Consider the following 20,146-nt stretch of genomic DNA (forward strand, 5'->3'; position numbering starts at 1 on the left):
TGAACGGGATAACAGAAATTAAAAAGGAAAATATTTAAAAGCTTTGTTTTTATGTTTATTTCTATGCAGGCCACTATCTGTGGATAGAACGCTACAGGCCATAATTCATGGTATGTACAGAGGAATTAAACCCTGTGTCCATGTACCTATGAGGGCTCTGGATAAGCCATTTGAGCCTGTGGATAGAATGCCATGTTACCCACAGGTGGATTTATCCTCAGAAAAAAAGCATGCTTATCAACTGAGCTAAGGGATGCTTATCCACAGAGCTTAGACGCGGAGAAGCAGGCCTGTTGATCAAAATCAGCAGCCATGGATCAGGGATTTTTTTGGAAAGGAGGGATAAAACCGGACATTGCGCCCAGTGTGCTGCTGCTGCCATAGGCCTACCGGCCTGCGTTTCAGGCCAGTAGGCGACAGATCTGTGGATTATTTACCGATACAGAAGCTGGAGAAGATGCGCCCGAGCAGGTCGTCCGAGCTGAACGCCCCGGTAATTTCGCCGAGCGCCTGCTGCGCCATGCGCAGATCCTCGGCCAGCAGCTCTCCAGCGCCTGCCAGCGTGAGCTGGGCACGACCGTGCTCCAGATGCGTACTGGCGATGTTCAGCGCCTCCAGGTGGCGCCGGCGCGCGCTGAAGCTGCTTTCGGAGGTCTGTTGATAACCCATGCAGGCTTTCAGGTGTTCGCGCAGCAGCTCCAGGCCAGTGTCATCGCCCTTGGCGCTCAGGGTGATGGTTACGTGGCCATCGGCGCATTGTTCGACCGCAACGGCTTCGCCGCTGAGGTCGGCCTTGTTGCGAATCAGAGTGACTTTGCCTGGATCTGGCCGTTGATCGAGAAATTCAGGCCACAGTGCAAAGGGATCTGCCGCTTCCGGCGCGGTGCTGTCGACCACCAGCAACACACGGTCGGCTTCGCTGATTGCTTTCAAGGCCCGCTCAACCCCGATCTTTTCCACATGATCATCGGTATCGCGCAGGCCTGCCGTGTCCACGACATGCAGCGGCATGCCATCGATGTGGATATGTTCACGCAGGATGTCCCGAGTGGTGCCGGCGATTTCAGTAACGATCGCCGCTTCGCGCCCGGCCAGGCGGTTGAGCAGGCTCGACTTGCCGGCATTGGGCCGACCGGCGATCACCACATTCATGCCGTCACGCAGTAATGCGCCCTGGCCTGCTTCCTTCTGCACTGTGGATAACGCGGTGCGAACCTCGTCGAGCATGCCCAGCACGTGGCCATCGGCGAGGAAATCGATCTCCTCTTCAGGAAAATCGATCGCCGCCTCGACGTAGATGCGCAAGGCAATCAGCGCTTCGGTCAGGCCATGCACACGTTTGGAAAACTCGCCCTGCAGCGAGCGCAGTGCATTTCGCGCAGCCTGAGTCGAGCTGGCCTCGATCAGGTCGGCGATGGCTTCAGCCTGGGCCAGGTCGAGTTTGTCGTTGAGAAACGCCCGCTCGCTGAACTCACCCGGACGCGCCAGGCGGCTGCCCAACTGCAGGCAACGCTGCAAGAGCATGTCCAATACCACCGGGCCGCCGTGGCCCTGCAGCTCGAGCACGTCTTCACCGGTGAACGAGTTCGGCCCGGGGAAGAACAAGGCGATGCCCTCGTCGAGCACCAGGCCGTCCTGGTCGCGGAACGGGCCGTAGTGTGCATAACGTGGTTTCAGGCTGCGGCCGGTAATGGCCAGCCCGGCCTCGCTGGCCAATGGGCCGGACAGCCGGACGATGCCGACCCCACCGCGGCCTTGGGCGGTGGCAATCGCGGCGATGGTTTCACGCACAGGGTTCATGCTCGCAAGCCTCTCCACAAATTCAATACACAGATAGCAAAAACGCCCCACGAGGGGGCGTTTTTATTCACAGGCTAGCGTATCAGCCTGTTAGGCAGCAGCACTTTTGGAGGCTGCTTCGATACGGCGAGTGATGTACCACTGCTGCGAAATCGACAGGCAGTTGTTCACAACCCAGTACAGCACCAGACCCGCTGGGAACCACAGGAAGAAGAAGGTGAAGATGATTGGCATCATTTTCATGACCTTCGCCTGCATCGGATCCGGCGGGGTTGGGTTCAGGCGCTGCTGGATGAACATGGTCGCGCCCATGATGATCGGCAGGATGAAGAACGGATCCTTGATCGACAGGTCGGTAATCCACAGCATCCATGGCGCCTGGCGCATCTCGACGCTTTCCAGCAGAACCCAGTACAGGGCCAGGAACACCGGCATCTGCACCAGGATCGGCAAGCAGCCACCGAGCGGGTTGATCTTCTCTTTCTTGTACAGCTCCATCATCGCCTGGGACATCTTCTGGCGATCGTCACCGAAGCGTTCCTTCAGCGCGGCCAGTTTCGGCGATACGGCACGCATGCGCGCCATCGAACGGTAGCTGGCAGCCGACAGCGGGAAGAACAGACCTTTGATGAGCATGGTCAGGACGATGATCGACCAGCCCCAGTTACCCAGCAGGCTGTGGATATGTTGCAGCAGCCAGAAGATCGGCTGGGCAATGAACCACAGGAAGCCGTAGTCGACGGTCAGTTCCAGGCCTGGGGACAACTCCTTGAGCTTGGACTGAATCTTCGGACCGGCATACAGCATGGCGCTGGTTTCGACCTTGCCACCGGCAGGCACGCTGAGCGCCGGGCCGGTGTAGCCGATGATGTAGTTGCCTTGGCTGTCTTTGCGGGTCTGCAGGACGTTGTTGTCCGACTTGGCCGGAATCCAGGCAGTCACGAAGTAGTGCTGCAGCCAGGCAACCCAGCCACCGGATACGGTTTCTTTCAGGCTGCCCTTGTCGATGTCTTTCATCGACACTTTCTTGTACGGCTCGGACGGCGTCCACAGGGCAGCGCCCAGGTAGGTCGCGGTACCGGTCGCGGTGCTCGAGGATGGATCGGAGCTGGCATCACGCTTGAGCTGAGCAAACATGTTGCCCGACCAGGGTTGGCCGCTCTGGTTGTCGATCAGGTAGCTGACGGTCAGGTCGTACTCGCCGCGCTTGAAGCTGAAGCGCTTGATGTAGTTGACGCCGTTCTCGCTGAACTTCAGGTCGACGACCAGTTGTTCCTGGCCATCGGCCAGCTGGAAGCTCTTCTGCTCGGCGGCATACACAGGGCGACCGGTGGCGCGGGCGTCCGGGCCATTGGCGCCGGTCAGGCCGCTTTGAGCCAGGTAGGTGCGCTCATTGCCGTTGTCGAACAGCTGGAACGGGATATCCGGATGATCCTGACGACGCGGGAATTGCGGCAGGTTCAGCTGGACGATGTCACCACCGACCGGGTCGATAGCCAGATCAAGGACGTCGGTCTTGACGCGGATCAGGTCCTTGCTGACGGCCACTGGAGCCAGTTCGGCCGGGTTGGCATCAGCATTGGCGCTCGGCACGTCGGCGCTGGCGCCGTCGTTGTTACCAGCCGGTACGGTGTCCGGCAAAGCCGGTGCAGCGTTGCTGGCAGCAGTGTGCTGAGTCGGCAGAGCAGCCTGACCGTAGTCCTGGTTCCATTTAAGGACCAGCACGTAGGCCACGATTGCCAGGGCGACGATCAGGATCGTGCGTTTAATATCCATGATTACTCGGCTATCGAAGAAGTTCGGGAGGAGGGAGCGGGTGGGACGGGATCGAAACCGCCGTCGTTCCACGGATTACAACGCCCCAGGCGACGAACGGCTAGCCACCCGCCACGCAAGAGGCCATGGTTTTCAATGGCTTCATAGGCGTAACAGGAGCAGCTGGGGTAGAAACGACAGTGGCTGGCCATCAGAGGACTAATGGCGTAACGGTAAAACTGGATCGGAACGAGGGCCAGTTTACGCATCTGGACTGTCTACCCCTGCAGGATCGGCAGTTACCGCTGGAGAGGGCCGACTGCGAGCCAGGCGCTTCCAGAGTTTGCCAAAGTGTTGGTGCAATTCTGGGTTTTCTACCTCGCCCAAGCCTTTGCGCGCGACGATCACAATGTCCAGCCCAGCAAGACTCTGCTGATTCAGACGAAAGGAATCACGCATCAAACGTTTGAGGCGATTGCGTTGAACGGCAAGCTTGACGCTCTTCTTGCCGATCACCAAGCCGAGGCGCGGGTGATCGAGGCCGTTCTCGCGGGCAAGGATAAGCAGGCTTTTGCCTGGAACCTTGCCAGTTGGCGAGTCGAAGACCGCTTTGAAGTGCCGGGCTGTAAGCAGTCGCTTATCCCGACTGAAGTCCTGACTCACCACCTGTGCCGAAAAATCAAACGGCCAGACGCTTACGGCCTTTGGCGCGACGACGCGACAGTACTGCACGACCGTTCTTGGTGGCCATACGGGCACGGAAGCCGTGGGTGCGCGCGCGCTTGATGGTGCTTGGTTGGAAAGTACGTTTCATGGCGTGTTACCTGGGTTCGACGACACGGGCCGGAATGGCCCCCGTTTTAAGAGATCGGCGATTCTAGAGAAAGCAAGCCAATAGGTCAATTTCCAACCAGCCTTTCCTTATGGATGGCAGCACTTTTTTCATCGGCGAGGTGGATGAGGTGGCGCTGAACCGAGTGCGTGATCGGCCTGAGCGCTTTTCACAGACACGCTCAATATGAAAATATAAAAGAGGCATATATAAAGCTTTTCTGAATAACTTATAGATCTTATACACAGCCTTTTCTGTGGATAACATTACGTAGCCCTTTGTCCATGCTATGTACAGAGATCGTAGACTCTGTCAGAAACAGGTGCTGCGCTTGTGCTGCGCATGGTCGAAACCTGTGGATCGAATGGCTGTTTATCCACAGGGGTTTTATCCACAGGGTTCAGCCCAGGGTTGTGCATAGCCCTTATGTGGGGTTATCCACAGAGCTTATTCAGGGCTTAAGGTGGCTTTTCGGACATCAATTGGCTGCTTTGGCACGCCATCCATGCCGCTCTTATGTGGATAAGTACTCACCCGCCCGGTACAATGGCGGTTTGCTTTTTGCCTCATCCGGCTTTCAACTCAGGGGATATCCGTGTCAGTGGAACTTTGGCAGCAGTGCGTGGAGCTTCTGCGCGACGAACTGCCTGCCCAGCAATTCAACACCTGGATCCGTCCACTACAGGTCGAAGCCGAAGGCGACGAGCTGCGCGTATACGCGCCTAATCGCTTCGTCCTTGACTGGGTCAATGAAAAGTACCTGGGCCGGCTGCTTGAGCTGCTGGGTGAGCACGGCAGCGGCATTGCACCGGCGCTGTCCTTGTTGATAGGCAGCCGCCGCAGTTCTGCAGCGCGCGCAGCTCCCAACGCCCCGGTCAGTGCTGCTGCCGCGGCGATTGCACAGTCTCAGCAACCTGCACCTGCGGCTCCGTCCGAAGAGCGCACTGCGGCCAAATCGATCGAGCCGGTAATGGTCAACGAAGTCGAAGAACCGACTTCGCGGCACAGCTTTGACTCGATGGGCGGCGATACCCCCGTGCAGCCAACTGCACCTGGGCGTACCGAACAGCGCACTGTGCAGGTAGAGGGTGCGCTCAAGCACACCAGCTATCTGAACCGCACGTTCACCTTCGATACCTTTGTTGAAGGTAAATCCAACCAACTGGCCCGTGCGGCTGCGTGGCAGGTGGCGGATAACCCCAAGCACGGTTACAACCCGTTGTTTCTGTATGGCGGCGTAGGCCTGGGGAAAACTCACTTGATGCACGCTGTGGGTAACCATCTGTTGAAGAAGAACCCGAATGCCAAGGTGGTGTACCTGCATTCCGAGCGCTTCGTGGCAGACATGGTCAAGGCGCTGCAGCTCAATGCCATCAACGAGTTCAAGCGCTTCTACCGCTCAGTCGATGCGCTACTGATCGATGACATTCAGTTCTTCGCACGCAAGGAGCGTTCGCAGGAAGAGTTTTTCCACACCTTCAATGCTTTGCTTGAAGGCGGTCAGCAAGTAATTCTGACCAGCGACCGTTACCCGAAAGAAATCGAAGGCCTTGAAGAGCGTCTCAAGTCGCGCTTCGGCTGGGGTTTGACTGTTGCAGTAGAGCCGCCAGAACTCGAGACCCGCGTTGCGATCCTGATGAAGAAGGCCGACCAGGCCAAGGTCGATCTGCCGCATGACGCAGCGTTCTTCATTGCCCAGCGAATTCGCTCCAACGTGCGTGAGCTGGAGGGCGCGCTGAAGCGGGTCATCGCTCACTCGCACTTCATGGGTCGCGATATCACCATCGAGCTGATTCGCGAGTCGCTCAAGGACTTGCTGGCGCTGCAGGATAAGTTGGTCAGTGTGGATAACATTCAGCGTACCGTTGCTGAGTACTACAAGATCAAGATCTCCGATCTGCTGTCCAAGCGTCGCTCGCGCTCGGTAGCGCGTCCGCGTCAGGTGGCCATGGCGTTGTCCAAAGAGCTGACCAACCACAGTTTGCCAGAGATTGGCGATATGTTTGGCGGCCGCGACCACACTACCGTGCTGCACGCCTGCCGCAAGATCAACGAACTGAAAGAATCCGATGCGGACATCCGCGAGGACTACAAGAACCTGCTGCGGACGCTGACGACATGATGATCGCCGGCGCAGCCATTTTGAAGGCAAGGGACTAGACCATGCATTTCACCATTCAACGCGAAGCCCTGTTGAAACCCCTGCAACTGGTCGCAGGTGTCGTCGAGCGTCGCCAGACCTTGCCGGTCCTGTCCAACGTCCTGTTGGTCGTACAAGGCCAGCAGCTGTCGTTGACCGGTACCGACCTGGAAGTCGAACTGGTTGGTCGCGTGCAGCTGGAAGAACCAGCCGAGCCAGGCGAAATCACTGTCCCGGCACGCAAGCTGATGGACATCTGCAAGAGCCTGCCAAGTGACGCGCTGATCGACATCAAGGTTGATGAGCAGAAGCTGCTGGTTAAAGCCGGTCGCAGCCGCTTCAGCCTGTCGACACTGCCCGCCAATGACTTCCCGACTGTTGAAGAAGGCCCAGGCTCGCTGACCTACGACCTGGAGCAAAGCCGCCTGCGCCGTCTGATCGAGCGCACCAGCTTCGCCATGGCTCAGCAGGATGTTCGCTACTACCTCAACGGTATGCTGCTTGAAGTGTCCCCGGGCACCCTTCGCGCCGTTGCTACCGACGGCCATCGCTTGGCAATGTGCTCGATGAGCGCTGGTATCGAGCAAGCTGACCGTCACCAGGTGATCGTGCCGCGTAAGGGTATCCTGGAGCTGGCGCGTTTGCTGACCGATCCAGAAGGCATGGTCAGCATCGTGCTCGGCCAGCACCATATCCGCGCCACCACCGGTGAATTCACCTTTACCTCCAAGCTGGTAGACGGCAAGTTCCCTGACTACGAGCGCGTGCTGCCTAAGGGCGGTGACAAGCTGGTGGTGGGTGATCGTCAGGCATTGCGTGAAGCGTTCAGCCGTACGGCGATTCTGTCCAACGAGAAGTACCGCGGTATTCGCCTGCAGCTGGCCGCTGGCCAACTGAAAATCCAGGCCAATAACCCTGAGCAGGAAGAAGCTGAAGAAGAAATCAGCGTCGACTATAACGGCAGCGCGCTGGAGATCGGCTTCAACGTCAGCTACTTGCTGGATGTGTTGGGCGTGATGACCACAGAGCAGGTTCGTCTGATTCTGTCCGACTCCAACAGCAGTGCTCTGCTGCAGGAAGCAGGCAACGACGACTCGTCTTACGTCGTCATGCCGATGCGCCTGTAATCTGTAGCTGAGCGAATGTCCCTACGACGTATCATGGTCACTGCGGTGCGCAACCTGCACCCAGTGACCCTCACGCCTTCCCCTCGCATCAACATCCTTTACGGCGCTAACGGCAGCGGCAAGACCAGCGTGCTTGAAGCCGTGTACCTTCTGGGCCTGGCCCGATCATTTCGCAGTACCCGGCTGACGCCGGTTATCCAGTACGAGCAGCCGACCTGTACCGTCTTTGGTGAAGTGCAACTGGCCGAAGGTGGCACCAGCAACCTGGGTGTATCACGCGAGCGCCAGGGCGATTTCACCATTCGCATCGATGGGCAGAACGCACGCAGTGCCGCGCAGTTGGCCGAGCTACTGCCACTGCAATTGATCAACCCAGACAGCTTTCGCCTGCTCGAAGGCGCTCCGAAAATACGCCGGCAGTTCCTCGATTGGGGAGTGTTCCACGTGGAACCTCGTTTTCTCGGTGCCTGGCAGCGCTTGCAGAAGGCGCTGCGGCAGCGGAACTCATGGTTGCGGCATGGTACACTTGACGCTGCTTCGCAAGCAGCCTGGGACCGAGAACTGTGTCTGGCGAGCGCGGAGATAGATGAATACCGTCGCAACTACATCAAGGCCTTGAAGCCTGTCTTCGAGCGTACCCTGAGCGAACTGGTCGAGCTGGACGGATTGACCCTGAGCTACTATCGCGGCTGGGACAAGGACCGGGAACTTAACGAGGTCCTCGCCACTTCTCTTCAACGCGATCAGCAGATTGGCCATACCCAGGCCGGTCCGCAACGTGCAGATTTGCGCCTGCGTATTGGTGCAAACAACGCTGCGGATATCTTGTCCCGTGGGCAACAGAAACTTGTGGTGTGCGCATTGCGCATCGCCCAAGGTCATCTGGTTAGCCAGGCTCGCCGCGGTCTTTGTATCTATCTCGTGGATGACCTGCCGTCTGAGCTGGACGAGCAGCATCGCCGCGCACTGTGCCGCTTGCTTGAAGAATTACGCTGCCAGGTGTTCATCACCTGTGTAGATCACGAATTACTGAGGGAAGGCTGGCAGACGGAAACGCCAGTTGCTTTGTTCCACGTGGAACAGGGCCGTATCACCCAGACCCACGACCATCGGGAGTGAAGGCATGAGCGAAAATCAAACGTACGACTCGTCCAGCATTAAAGTGCTGAAAGGGCTTGATGCCGTACGCAAACGTCCCGGCATGTATATCGGCGACACCGATGATGGTAGCGGCCTGCACCACATGGTCTTCGAGGTGGTCGACAACTCGATCGACGAAGCCCTCGCCGGTCACTGCGATGACATCACCGTCATCATCCACCCGGACGAATCCATCAGCGTGCGCGACAACGGCCGTGGTATTCCGGTCGACGTCCATAAAGAAGAAGGCGTTTCAGCTGCTGAAGTCATCATGACTGTGCTGCACGCCGGCGGTAAGTTCGACGACAACTCGTACAAAGTATCCGGCGGTCTGCACGGTGTTGGCGTCTCGGTAGTGAACGCCCTCTCCGAGCAACTGATCCTGACTGTGCGTCGTAGTGGCAAGGTCTGGGAGCAGACTTACGTCCACGGCGTACCGCAAGCGCCTATGGCGGTTGTTGGCGAGAGTGACAGCACCGGTACCCATATCCACTTCAAGCCGTCTGCTGACACCTTCAAAAACATCCACTTCAGCTGGGATATTCTGGCCAAGCGTATTCGCGAACTGTCGTTCCTGAACTCGGGTGTAGGCATTCACTTGAAGGATGAGCGCAGTGGCAAAGAAGAGCTCTTCAAATATGAAGGCGGCCTGCGTGCATTTGTCGAGTATCTGAACACCAACAAGACCCCGGTCAACAGCCAGGTCTTCCACTTCAGCACCCAGCGTGAAGATGGCGTAGGTGTCGAAGTTGCCCTGCAGTGGAACGACAGCTTCAACGAAAACCTGCTGTGCTTCACCAACAACATTCCGCAGCGCGACGGTGGTACTCACCTGGTCGGCTTCCGTTCTTCGTTGACCCGCAGCCTGAATGCTTACATCGAGCAAGAAGGCCTGGCCAAGAAGAACAAGGTCGCAACCACCGGTGACGACGCCCGTGAAGGCCTGACCGCGATCATTTCGGTGAAGGTGCCGGATCCGAAGTTCAGCTCGCAGACCAAAGACAAGCTGGTTTCGTCGGAGGTGAAAACCGCCGTCGAACAAGAGATGAACAAGTTCTTCTCTGACTTCCTGTTGGAAAACCCCAACGAAGCCAAGGCTGTGGTCGGCAAGATGATCGACGCTGCCCGTGCTCGTGAAGCTGCGCGTAAAGCGCGCGAGATGACTCGCCGTAAAGGTGCACTGGACATCGCTGGCCTGCCGGGCAAACTGGCTGACTGCCAGGAGAAGGACCCTGCCCTGTCTGAACTGTACCTGGTGGAGGGTGACTCCGCAGGTGGTTCGGCCAAGCAAGGCCGTAACCGTCGTACTCAGGCGATCCTGCCGTTGAAGGGCAAGATCCTCAACGTCGAGAAAGCTCGCTTCGACAAGATGATCTCGTCCCAGGAAGTCGGCACGCTGATCACCGCGCTGGGTTGTGGTATCGGCCGCGACGAGTACAACATCGCCAAGCTGCGTTACCACAACATCATCATCATGACCGATGCCGACGTCGACGGTTCGCACATCCGTACCCTGCTGCTGACCTTCTTCTTCCGTCAGCTGCCGGAGCTGGTCGAGCGCGGCTACATCTACATCGCTCAGCCACCGCTGTACAAGGTCAAGCGCGGCAAGCAGGAGCAGTACATCAAAGACGACGAGGCCATGGAAGAGTACATGACCCAGTCGGCGCTGGATGATGCCAGCCTGCACCTGGACGAATCGGCTCCAGCAGTTTCCGGCGTACAGCTGGAAAGTCTGGTCCAAGAATTCCGCAGTGTGATGAAGACCCTCAAGCGTCTGTCGCGCCTGTATCCACAGGAGTTGACCGAGCACTTCATCTACATGGATGAAATCACCCTGGAGCAGTTGGGCGACCACGCTCACATGCAGGCTTGGTTGAAGACCTTCCAGGCTCGCCTGCACAGCAACCAGAAGTCGGGCCTGGCCTACAACGCCAGCCTGCGTGAAGACAAAGAGCGCAACGTTTGGCTGCCAGAAGTGGAAATCACCTCCCACGGCCTGGCGAGCTACATCACCTTCAACCGTGACTTCTTCGGCAGCAACGATTACCGCACCGTGGTTAACCTGGGTGGCAAGATCAGCACCCTGTTTGGTGAAGGCGCTTACGTGCAACGTGGCGAACGTCGCAAGGCTGTCAGCGAGTTCAAGGAAGCCCTCGACTGGCTGATGAACGAAACCGCCAAGCGTCATACCATCCAGCGCTATAAAGGTCTGGGCGAGATGAACCCGGATCAGCTCTGGGAGACCACCATGGATCCAGCGGTTCGCCGCATGCTCAAGGTCACCATCGAAGATGCGATCGCTGCTGATCAGATCTTCAACACCTTGATGGGGGACGCGGTGGAACCTCGTCGTGAGTTCATCGAGAACAACGCGCTGTCGGTGTCCAACCTGGACTTCTGATCTGTTGTAGGTTCACAGAAAAGCTGCACGCTTTCACAAATAGATGACCGGCCGGGCTTCAACCATGGCCCCTGTCGGTCACCATCAAGCCCGCCTTCGCGGGCTTTTTTTTGCCTGGAATTCCTGCCGGGGCGCCCTACTCCGCTCATTGGAAAATGATGCAGATGGGGGGATTTGAGGAAGTGATTTGATGGGGCGCTGGAAGTGCTGAGAGGGTCGGCGGGCGGATCTGAGCAGCAGAGAGATTGAGAGGACTTTAAAACTAATATTTGAACACCTTAATAGTTAATTAAGCGTACGTGTTAAGTATTAATTTGAACAATTTAGTATGGAAATGGAATTTGGTGGAAGTTGCCATTTTGGATTTTTTGTAGATTTCGAAGGGATGTTGGAATAAGATCTATGACCAACTTTTCCGCTTTGCACTGAAGATTTTCAGCCAAATCAGCTGTTTGAAGCGAGAGCTTCAGACCTGATCCAAATTGCTCCAGCGATCACGAAGTGGCCGTTTAGAAATAAAGAGAGCAAGCCGATTGCTTTAGATTCTGATCAGTCATGAGAGTCATGACCAATGAGAGAAAAGGAGACCTGAAAATGTAGAAAAACGCGATCAATCCCGAGAGGACTGACCGCGCTTAGCGAAGCAGACTTGCGTCCTCAGAACCCGCAATGTCTGCTTTTTCGAAGCGACTGTCAATCCTCTCCCATTTTTTCGACCTTAGCGAGGTTACTCGACGGCACAGTGTTGCCTGTCGAAAGGCCTCACTTCGCCCGCCCTGCGCCTTGATTTTTTGGCGCAGCGTCGGCGCTCGTTTCGAGATTTTCGGAGGTGTTTCATGACAGTACGAAAGGTGGTCACGCGGCGGTCCAACCATTACCGCGGCTACTTCCCATCGCTCAAAAATAAAAAGCCTGTGCCCTGGGAGTCCCAGCTCGAAGGCGCTCTTTTTCGGCTTCTTGAGCTGTCTCCTGCGGTCATCGGCTACGTCCCGCAGCCCAGTGAGGAACGTGTTCCATCGCTCCAGGGCTACTTCAAATATTACCCAGACGTACAGGTTTTCCTCGCGGATGGGCGCGAGTGGTGGTTTGAAGTGAAGCCTCACGACCGACTGAAGATTGCCAGCGTCAGGCAGCGACTGGATGCCGCTGAGCGCTACTTCAACGCCACTGCCCGTAACTTTTCGGTGATCACTGAAAAGTTAATTGAAGCTGAACCCCTGGCTACCAATCTTAGAAGGCTGATGTATCACCGGCGCGGTCCAGAGCTTTCGCATCAGGCGTTGGAGGAGGTAATGGCGACCTTCAACGAATGGCCGCCTATGACCGTTGCAGATCTGCTCTACGTGGTTGGTGAGGGGAAAGCCTGGCGCTTGTTAGGCCTTGGGGTGGTGGGCATTGACCTTGATAGGTCAATTGACACTGACTCCCCGGTCTTCCTGCAAGGGGGGCACCGTCATGCAAACCTTTTCCCTTAGGGTGAAATTGGTCGTCATCGTTCGTGGCGTACTGATGGTGCTTGAGAAGAGGCTTATTGACCGGAAGCTGCTTTTTTTCGATGAGCTTGGTGAGCCCACGAAGCTATCCGAGAAGGAGTTCTATGAGGCCTACGAGAAGCGCGAGATCGAGATCTCCGCTGATCAGCCATACCTTGGGAGGGTTCCGTATGTGCGGAACGTCCCTCCAGATATTTCATGCTTCCCCAAAAAACATGGAGATGAGGCATTGCGTCGACGCAAGTATCTGGACGACCTAACTAAGCGCGGTAAATACAAGCTACCGGGTGACGAAGACATGATCAAGAAGCTTAGAGATATCGCCAAAAAGATTGGGGATGCGTGCGCACCCTCGGTTTCCACTATTCGACGTTGGGCAGCCAAATACATTGGCCAGAACGTAGTAAAGCTTATCCCTCAGCATGCCAAAAAGGGTCGGGCTGCCGCGATACAGGGAGAGCTCGAAGTTATTCTTGAAGGGGTGATTAATAAAACCTACCTGCAGGATACGATTCCAGCGGTCAGCGTGGTCGTTTCAGAATTCGAGGATCAGATAAAAGAGAGGAACAAAAGTCGTTTGCCTTCGGATCAGCTCAAGATCCCAAGCGGAATGACTGTCCGAAGGTACATCGCCAAGCTGGATCCGTACCTTGTGGATAAGGAGAGGCTCGGAAAACACGCAGCAGACAAGAAGCACCGTGTTGCGGCGGGTGTCCTACGTGTCCATGAGATTTTGGAACGTTGGGAAATTGATCACACCTTGTTGGACGTCCAGCTTGTGGATGAAACCTCGGGGCTGTGCATTGGGCGCCCCTATCTGACGATCGTCCTCGACCGCTTCTCTCGAATGGTGATGGGATATTTGCTCCACCTGTCGGCGCCAAATACGGAAACCGTGCTTCGTGTGATCGAACGCTCAATCCGTCCAAAAGCCGAATTGCTGAAGCGCTTTCCGAAAGTGAGAAATGAATGGTGGGCACGTGGGCTGCCGGCTCGAATAGTCCCAGACAACGCAGCGGAATTTCACGCGGGCGATCTCATCATGGGATTCAACGAGTTGGGTATCGAGATCATGTATCCCGCTTCAAGGGCCCCTCAAAGGAAAGGTGCCGTCGAACGCTTTTTCAGCACACAGAACCTGGGGCTTATCCACAACCTCCCGGGTACCACCTTCTCGAATATCCAGCAGCGTGGCGATTACGACTCGGAGAAGAATGCATGTTTCACGCTCCCTCAATTGGAGGCGGTGGTAGTGAAATGGATCGTCGATGGTTACCACCAGACTCCTCATCGGGGGCTGGACAACAGAACACCGGCTCAAGTCTGGGGGACTAGCGAGGCGAACCATGTCATCAGCCTTCCCGTCGACCTGGACTCGTTGGAGTGCATTCTGGCCAAGCGGGCCTCGGTGAAGGTTCACCATTACGGCATCGAGGTTGCCAAAGTGGGCTACCACTCTACGGAACTTGCTGAGCTCCGTATGCGTTTGGCAGACGGAGAAAAGGTAAACGTCCGCTATCGAGACGAAGCCGGGCACGTTTGGGTTCACGACCGCTTCAGAAACTTGTTCTTCAAAGTGCCCGCCAAAGATGAGCGAATGGCCGGTAAGAGCAGGGAGGTGTGGAAGGCTGCCGAGAAAGCGCTGCGAGAAAAATATAATGAGCAGCCTAGCTTCGAGGCTACGCACAGGTGCTACCAGGAAATTATGGAAGATGCAGACGAGGCCCGCCGTTCGCAGACGCTCAGAAAACGACGCGCAGCTGCCATAGCGAAAATCGACAAGGAGGGTCGAGTGACCGAAAGCACGCCTCCACCCAAGGTACTCGCTGAAGTGGAATGGACCGGTGACTCTATTCCTAACATTCCGCCAGCAGCCTTCAAGGTCTCGGTTCGTCGCCCTGCTGGGAGTTCTAAGCCATGAACGCCATCAATCTGTACGAATGCTACGAGCATGGTGAATACAGCTTTACGCTCCGCGATCGTTTTATTCACAGCCCTCAAGTCGAGCGAGCGTTGACGCGACTAGGCGATATCCACGGCGATAGTCGGCGTACCAGAGCAAGTAAAGGGTTGCTGATCCAAGGTCCAAGCGGAGTGGGCAAGAGCACATTGGTCAAGGAGTACATTCGGTCATTGGAGGAATTGGAGAGCCATGACCCACAGAAGCGGACAGTTCTGTTCGTCGAGATGCCTTCGTCTCCAACCAAAAAGAACCTGGCAGCAGCCATTTTGGCAGAGCTGAAGGATCCCTTCGCAGAGGCACGAGGACATTCGGCAGAGGTTAAATTTGCGCGAGTAGTCCTGCTGCTGAAGAACCTTGGCGTGGAGATGTTGGTCCTCGATGAGGCGCAGCACCTGGTCGATTATCGTCGTAATGGTGCGTATGAGGCAGCAGACTGGATCAAGAGTCTGATGAATGAAACCAGTATCGCGTTTGTTCTGATTGGGCTGAAGCGCACCGAAAATCTCCTGCTAGCAAACGAGCAACTGCGACGCAGGTTTTCGGCCACGGTGGCATACGATCGCTTCACCTTCTCCGCTAATACGTCTCTTCATTTCGTGATGTTGTTGCAGGCAATCGAGGGCGAACTGCCTGTTCAAACCATCAGTTTTGTAGAGCCAGCGATGATTAAACGCTTCTACCTGGCTTCCTATGGATTGATCGACTACCTCATCAAGATTGTGGACAGGGCTGTTTGGCTGGTTCAAGTCCAGGACCTTGTCGGGATTGAACTTCCTGTGCTGGCCCAGGCTTTTGAAGACGAGGTTTGGAGCTACGCCACCGAGGATCGAAACCCCTTCAGTGCGAGCTTCAATTTCCAGCCTCTGTTCGGGAAGCGGGAGCCGTTTGAGACGTTCGAAGAGAGCAGTACCTGACGGCCAAGGGCCGGGCTTATCGGCCCGGCTCTACTCCCCTGATTTTTATGTCTTCGATTTCATGGATGTGTAGGAATGTTTGGTCTTTTAATCAACCCACGACCACACCAAGACGAAAGTCTTTTGGGGTACCTGCAGCGCCTGGCGAAAGCCAACGGATTACCCAGAAAGGAACTGCTCACCGCCTTTGCACGAGCCGACGAGACCGATGTTGCGGACTGGCTGCAGATGATGGAAGGACCACTGAGCTGGCCTGCGGTATCTGCTGAGTTTCGTGATCCAAGGCCCAAGGGGGTCAAGTTATGGACGACTCATCACGCTCGTTACTGTCCGATCTGTTTGGGCGAAGCCGGTTATTGGAGAGAAAGCTGGGGCTTGACCCTGGTTACGACGTGTTCTGTCCACGGCACTGAACTCCACGGGCGGTGCCCCAACTGTCTGAAGGAAACCGATCCAAGCGCAATGAGTGCGAATAGTTGCCAAGCGTGTGGCACCTCATTGAGTGGGACCAATTTTGAGATCGCGCCGGCGAGTGATACGGCCGCCTGGCTCACCTCTGGCTTTGAAGATAGGTTTTACGCCGACTCGTTGCCAGCTGACGCGGGATTGGCGGCCCTCACCTACGAACAGTTTCACGAGTTGTCATCGCGTCTCGCTGTCAGAAGTTTGCCTACGGAAAGAACCCAGCCGCTGAAGGTTGCTGATTCGGGTTCGCTAGAGATATCGCGGCTTATGGCAAACGCGGCGGGCGTGGTTCTCATGAACTGGCCTCTCGCATTCAGAGAACTGCTGAGTGGCCTCAAGGCAGTCCATTCCGATAACGAACATTGGACGCTCAGCAGATCGTTCGGCCCGATATACCACGACATCCACCGTGATCTGGATGACTCTTGTTTTGACTTTCTTCGTCGAGAGTTCGAATCATTTCTGCAGCATGCGTGGGAAGCACCGTTAGCGAAGCGAAATCGCAATTTGAGTGAGGAGACGATTGAGAGACATCGTTGGGTGTCGTTCGATTCTGCTGCTGAAGCTTGTGGTCTCGGGGTATCAGTCATAAAACGCCTTCATCAGGAGGGACAAATCGCCTATCGGGAGAAGGTCCATGAAGATCGAGTCTTTACGGTCGTGGACCTGGATCATTTGAAGGCAATCTCGCAGCATCTCCAGGGCGTGGCTGATATGAAAGAAACCTCGACTTTGCTAAGCCTCTGTCGCAATCGGGTTAGGCAGCTGCTAGCTGGTGGTACCCTCCAGTTCTTTGGTGGAGAACCGCGCCCAGGCGAAAGGTGGCTGATTGACTGCCGCTCGATCAACGAATTGATTGATGAGAAGCTGCCTACCAGCTCTGACCAGAGCCTGGTGTCGATCAACTACTTGGCCAAGCATTCTCTGCCCAAGGGGGGTGGGTTGGTCGAGTTGGTTCAGGCAATACGTGCAGGTGAACTTCGCGCTTACGGCCCAGCTGAGAATGGCTCGGTTGCGGTAGGGGCGTGGTTACTCAAGCCGCAAGATTTTGCAGCGTGGCAACAAGCCCGAGCTGAGAACAAGAGTCCGGTCTTTCCCGGCCTGTCGGTAGTCAAGGCTGCTGCGCTGTTAGGCGTCAAAGAACAATGCGCATACGCGTTCGTTCGACTGGGTCTGCTATGGAGCACTGCTGTCGAACGAGGCCGGCGTACGCAATTGATGGTTAAGCCTCAAGCCATCGACAGATTCAGGCGTGGCTATATCTTGGGACCGGAGATTGCGGTGTATTTGGGGAAGTCGACCAGGGAGGCGTTCAAGCACCTTTGGGAGGCCAGGTTTCGCCCCGTTGCGGGGCCATCCATTCCAAACGCGGCTTGCCGGCAGTACGTTTGGGTAAGAAGCAAAAAGCTGATCGATTACCTCGCAAGTGAAGCCGCCCAGATCGACGATCCTGAAGCCATCACGTTTTTATCCACACCGATCGCTCAGCCTCGTGATTGCCGATTCAGGCATGTGGGATCAAGATAGTTAGCACGCTTTCTTTCTTGATTGCTAAAATCATCGAACCCATTTTGGAGAATCTTATGTCCCGTCTCGCTGAATTCCGCCTGCTCGAACAACAGCTCGCAGCCCAACTGGCGGAGCTGGAAGCGCTGAAAAATGACTCTGCCCTGAAGCAGGAAATGGAATTTGAAACGAAGCTGCGCAGTTTGCTCAACGAGTATGGCTACGGCCTGCGCCAAGTGGTGCTGATCCTCGATCCGCAAGCGGTGGCTTCCACTGATATGGCCCCAAAAACCTCTCGGAAACCACGCGAAGTGAAGGTCTACAAGAATCCACACAGCGGAGAGGTTGTTGAGACCAAGGGTGGTAATCAGCGTACGCTTAAGGCCTGGAAAAACGAGTATGGCGCTGAGGTAGTCGAGTCTTGGCTCGCCAATTGATTGCACTGCAGGCGGCTTCTGGCACGAGATGAATCGTGGTGCGCCCCGAATGCAAATTCCCATTCTGGGGCGTGACGAAATTTTCTGCGGGTGGTGGTGACACACAGTTTATGCGCATTAAATAGAGGTCCACTTCAAAAAATGGACTCTCCAAAATGCGGAATGCTCTCGTCTCAATCTCAGTGAACACCATCGCAAGCCTCCTGACTGCGCTTGTGCTTCACTGGATCACCCCTCCTCTTTCCGACCTCTCCATTCAGCCAATCACGGCCTCAAACTCTGGATCCAAGAGCTCTTCGTGCTCTTCGTAGATGAGAAATCTGGACCAGACAGCACGTTTCTGAACCACCCCATCAGAGCAAGCGTTCCCCTGGATTGAGCTATCTGGTGACGATTCGTTGAGTTTCTTCTCACTGCTAGGAAGAGCTCTGATTAAAAATTCGTGCTTCCTCAGAGGCTTAGCGATGGTGTCTGTAGAGGCTTTTCTGGAATGACGAGTAAGCTCCTGATGGAGGCGTTTTCTGCACTCCATTCCTCACGGGGACCGCTTGTCAAATCGAAAGGCCCTGCTATACAGTTCTTGTCAAAGGATTTGTCAAATGATGTAGAATCCGGTCCCTCGTTGGGGAGCGGTGGAGGAGTTAACATGTCAGAACGCGAAGGGGTCTTAGCAAGGGCGCCGCTTATCTATGCGTTGAGCGTAATCAGATTTGCCCCGATTCTTAAGCTGCCAAAGCTGATCCCAGACATTCAGCACACGATCCGTCAGAGCCTCCCGGGCTTCTTCCAGATGGTCAAGGGCGTGCCGCCTGGAGTGATGCACAGCGGAGAACCGAATTCTTGGGCGTTCCTTAATCGGGATGCTGACTACGCGTGCGTGCTGGCCATGGATCACATGATCCTGCAAAGCACAAATTATCTTCATTTTGATAACCACTTAGCGCTTTTCCGTGAGTGCATTGAGGCGCTGGTAGGGCAAGCAGGTGCATTGGATATCACCGCTATCGGGATGCGGTACGTCGATAAAATTGAACCAGCTGAAGGTGAGACCCTAGCCGACTACCTTCCGGAAGCCATGCTCCCACTTAAATGCGATGAGCTAGCGGCGCATGGGAAAGTCCCCAAGGAGCAGCTTGGAATCTCTACTACCACCTACCATCTAGATCCGGAGTATCTGCACATCAGATGCTGGCGGCAGACTGGTATGTGGATACCGGAAGATTTGGTCGAGCCGGCCATGGTTTTCGAAATTGCTAAGCAATCGAGGAATTCATCCAAGCATGGTGCTCCTCTGCAAGGTGCATTTGTGCCTGTTAGCGAAAATGGTGCTCTTCTCGATACGGATGCGCATTGGCCGCTGCAGTTAGCCGAACGACTGGGAACCGAGGAGATCTGCACGAGACTCGACGGTTTGCATAAGACTGCTAACTTTGCTTTTAGGACAGTCGCGAAAGATCATGCCTTTGAGGTTTGGGGGAAGGCGAAATGACTACAGCAATGAATGGGCAATGGATTGATCCTACCGGGGCTGCTGTAAGCAGATCTTCTACTTGGGAAAACCCTGAAATTGCTCCGCGTGTAGGTAGCACGACAGCAAACCCTGTATTGGCGATTGCTTTCACAGCGATGCTGGCCGTTTCGGTAGTAGTCGCTCCTGGGACTGCCTCCCTGCCCTATCCACAACTTATCGGCTCAGCAGGCATGAGCTTTCATGGCGTGCATGCTGGTGCCTGGACCGAGGTGGACACCAGCCAGGATGCCAATGTTACCGAAGACGTAGCGCCGGCCTTAATCGAGGAGCTTAGGAGCGACTTCAAGTTGTCAGATAGCTCCATCGCGCAGATCTTCAACGTGTCTCGTCAGACCGTGTACAATTGGCGGACTGGAAAAACCGCCACTGGTTTTCCCGAGAGGCTTGCGGCTTTAACTGAGGCGTTGCGCCAAGTTAACGCCGAAGAAGCGCAGTATCTGCATCGGGTGCTTTTCTATCCAACCGCCGATGGCCGCCTGATTCAGGATGCGCTTTCGGATGAAGCGTGGAATCGAAATGGCGCTAAAGGTGTGTACGGAATGGTTGCGGAGTTGGCTGGCAAGGCGCAGCAGCTACGTGATAGGGACCTCAAAACCATCGCCAGGTTAGAAAAATCGGGCGGTTCGAATTTGGTTTGAT

Annotated in this window: 16 protein-coding genes; 11 read left to right on the top strand and 5 right to left on the bottom strand. The window is 55.7% G+C overall.

The window, feature by feature from the left end:
* Nucleotides 1–429 precede the first annotated feature (429 nt).
* From mnmE to rpmH, 5 genes are all read right to left on the bottom strand, one after another.
* Nucleotides 430–1,800, bottom strand: coding sequence for a tRNA uridine-5-carboxymethylaminomethyl(34) synthesis GTPase MnmE (gene mnmE, locus ACQZ2L_RS03070; protein ID WP_430324639.1), 1,371 nt, complete (start codon nucleotides 1,798–1,800; stop codon nucleotides 430–432).
* Nucleotides 1,801–1,890: 90 nt separating this feature from the next.
* Nucleotides 1,891–3,576, bottom strand: a complete 1,686-nt coding sequence (gene yidC, locus ACQZ2L_RS03075) for a membrane protein insertase YidC (RefSeq protein ID WP_430324640.1) — start codon at nucleotides 3,574–3,576, stop codon at nucleotides 1,891–1,893.
* A 2-nt stretch (nucleotides 3,577–3,578) separates the two neighbouring features.
* On the bottom strand, nucleotides 3,579–3,824 hold the full coding sequence (gene yidD / locus ACQZ2L_RS03080) for a membrane protein insertion efficiency factor YidD (RefSeq protein ID WP_101322785.1): 246 nt from the start codon (nucleotides 3,822–3,824) through the stop codon (nucleotides 3,579–3,581).
* Nucleotides 3,817–4,221 (bottom strand): ribonuclease P protein component, encoded by a 405-nt coding sequence (rnpA, locus tag ACQZ2L_RS03085; RefSeq protein ID WP_101322784.1) that lies wholly within the window; start codon nucleotides 4,219–4,221, stop codon nucleotides 3,817–3,819. The genes yidD and rnpA overlap by 8 nt, the downstream gene beginning before the upstream one ends.
* 13 nt (nucleotides 4,222–4,234) lie before the next feature.
* Nucleotides 4,235–4,369, bottom strand: a complete 135-nt coding sequence (rpmH, locus tag ACQZ2L_RS03090) for a 50S ribosomal protein L34 (protein WP_002551315.1) — start codon at nucleotides 4,367–4,369, stop codon at nucleotides 4,235–4,237.
* Nucleotides 4,370–4,982: 613 nt separating this feature from the next.
* Here rpmH and dnaA point away from each other — a divergent pair.
* From dnaA to ACQZ2L_RS03145, 11 genes are all read left to right on the top strand, one after another.
* Nucleotides 4,983–6,509, top strand: coding sequence for a chromosomal replication initiator protein DnaA (dnaA, locus tag ACQZ2L_RS03095; protein ID WP_101322783.1), 1,527 nt, complete (start codon nucleotides 4,983–4,985; stop codon nucleotides 6,507–6,509).
* Nucleotides 6,510–6,550: 41 nt separating this feature from the next.
* Complete coding sequence (dnaN, locus tag ACQZ2L_RS03100) at nucleotides 6,551–7,654, top strand: DNA polymerase III subunit beta (protein WP_430324641.1); 1,104 nt, start codon at nucleotides 6,551–6,553, stop codon at nucleotides 7,652–7,654.
* A gap of 15 nt (nucleotides 7,655–7,669) precedes the next feature.
* Nucleotides 7,670–8,773: a DNA replication/repair protein RecF gene (gene recF, locus ACQZ2L_RS03105; protein WP_430324642.1), complete on the top strand. Its 1,104-nt coding sequence runs from the start codon at nucleotides 7,670–7,672 to the stop codon at nucleotides 8,771–8,773.
* Nucleotides 8,774–8,777: 4 nt separating this feature from the next.
* On the top strand, nucleotides 8,778–11,198 hold the full coding sequence (gene gyrB / locus ACQZ2L_RS03110; RefSeq protein ID WP_430324643.1) for a DNA topoisomerase (ATP-hydrolyzing) subunit B: 2,421 nt from the start codon (nucleotides 8,778–8,780) through the stop codon (nucleotides 11,196–11,198).
* Nucleotides 11,199–12,034: 836 nt separating this feature from the next.
* Nucleotides 12,035–12,673: a TnsA endonuclease N-terminal domain-containing protein gene (locus ACQZ2L_RS03115; protein ID WP_011953077.1), complete on the top strand. Its 639-nt coding sequence runs from the start codon at nucleotides 12,035–12,037 to the stop codon at nucleotides 12,671–12,673.
* Nucleotides 12,654–14,612: a DDE-type integrase/transposase/recombinase gene (locus tag ACQZ2L_RS03120; protein WP_011953078.1), complete on the top strand. Its 1,959-nt coding sequence runs from the start codon at nucleotides 12,654–12,656 to the stop codon at nucleotides 14,610–14,612. Before ACQZ2L_RS03115 ends, ACQZ2L_RS03120 begins: the two co-directional genes overlap by 20 nt.
* Nucleotides 14,609–15,568 (top strand): TniB family NTP-binding protein, encoded by a 960-nt coding sequence (locus ACQZ2L_RS03125; RefSeq protein WP_010951429.1) that lies wholly within the window; start codon nucleotides 14,609–14,611, stop codon nucleotides 15,566–15,568. The genes ACQZ2L_RS03120 and ACQZ2L_RS03125 overlap by 4 nt, the downstream gene beginning before the upstream one ends.
* A gap of 75 nt (nucleotides 15,569–15,643) precedes the next feature.
* Complete coding sequence (locus ACQZ2L_RS03130; protein WP_010951430.1) at nucleotides 15,644–17,560, top strand: TniQ family protein; 1,917 nt, start codon at nucleotides 15,644–15,646, stop codon at nucleotides 17,558–17,560.
* Between the two features lie 56 nt (nucleotides 17,561–17,616).
* The gene (locus ACQZ2L_RS03135; RefSeq protein WP_010951431.1) at nucleotides 17,617–17,976 is read left to right on the top strand and encodes a histone-like nucleoid-structuring protein, MvaT/MvaU family; all 360 of its coding nucleotides are present in this window, start codon (nucleotides 17,617–17,619) and stop codon (nucleotides 17,974–17,976) included.
* A 646-nt stretch (nucleotides 17,977–18,622) separates the two neighbouring features.
* Entirely contained in the window at nucleotides 18,623–19,465 is an 843-nt protein-coding gene (locus ACQZ2L_RS03140; RefSeq protein WP_010951432.1) for a TIGR04255 family protein, read from the top strand.
* On the top strand, nucleotides 19,462–20,145 hold the full coding sequence (locus ACQZ2L_RS03145; RefSeq protein WP_126404318.1) for a transcriptional regulator: 684 nt from the start codon (nucleotides 19,462–19,464) through the stop codon (nucleotides 20,143–20,145). Before ACQZ2L_RS03140 ends, ACQZ2L_RS03145 begins: the two co-directional genes overlap by 4 nt.
* Nucleotide 20,146: the final 1 nt, after the last annotated feature.

This window comes from Pseudomonas shirazensis, assembly GCF_050496565.1.
Classification (GTDB): Bacteria; Pseudomonadota; Gammaproteobacteria; order Pseudomonadales; family Pseudomonadaceae; genus Aquipseudomonas; species Aquipseudomonas shirazensis_A.

Excerpts from the sequence above, each read along its gene's own strand:
- mnmE (WP_430324639.1), bottom strand. The coding sequence starts at position 1,800 with ATGAACCCTGTGCGTGAAACCATCGCCGCGATTGCCACCGCCCAAGGC.
- yidC (WP_430324640.1), bottom strand. The coding sequence starts at position 3,576 with ATGGATATTAAACGCACGATCCTGATCGTCGCCCTGGCAATCGTGGCC.
- yidD (WP_101322785.1), bottom strand. The coding sequence starts at position 3,824 with ATGCGTAAACTGGCCCTCGTTCCGATCCAGTTTTACCGTTACGCCATT.
- rpmH (WP_002551315.1), bottom strand. The coding sequence starts at position 4,369 with ATGAAACGTACTTTCCAACCAAGCACCATCAAGCGCGCGCGCACCCAC.
- dnaN (WP_430324641.1), top strand. The coding sequence starts at position 6,551 with ATGCATTTCACCATTCAACGCGAAGCCCTGTTGAAACCCCTGCAACTG.
- recF (WP_430324642.1), top strand. The coding sequence starts at position 7,670 with ATGTCCCTACGACGTATCATGGTCACTGCGGTGCGCAACCTGCACCCA.
- gyrB (WP_430324643.1), top strand. The coding sequence starts at position 8,778 with ATGAGCGAAAATCAAACGTACGACTCGTCCAGCATTAAAGTGCTGAAA.
- ACQZ2L_RS03115 (WP_011953077.1), top strand. The coding sequence starts at position 12,035 with ATGACAGTACGAAAGGTGGTCACGCGGCGGTCCAACCATTACCGCGGC.
- ACQZ2L_RS03120 (WP_011953078.1), top strand. The coding sequence starts at position 12,654 with ATGCAAACCTTTTCCCTTAGGGTGAAATTGGTCGTCATCGTTCGTGGC.
- ACQZ2L_RS03125 (WP_010951429.1), top strand. The coding sequence starts at position 14,609 with ATGAACGCCATCAATCTGTACGAATGCTACGAGCATGGTGAATACAGC.
- ACQZ2L_RS03130 (WP_010951430.1), top strand. The coding sequence starts at position 15,644 with ATGTTTGGTCTTTTAATCAACCCACGACCACACCAAGACGAAAGTCTT.
- ACQZ2L_RS03135 (WP_010951431.1), top strand. The coding sequence starts at position 17,617 with ATGTCCCGTCTCGCTGAATTCCGCCTGCTCGAACAACAGCTCGCAGCC.
- ACQZ2L_RS03140 (WP_010951432.1), top strand. The coding sequence starts at position 18,623 with ATGTCAGAACGCGAAGGGGTCTTAGCAAGGGCGCCGCTTATCTATGCG.
- ACQZ2L_RS03145 (WP_126404318.1), top strand. The coding sequence starts at position 19,462 with ATGACTACAGCAATGAATGGGCAATGGATTGATCCTACCGGGGCTGCT.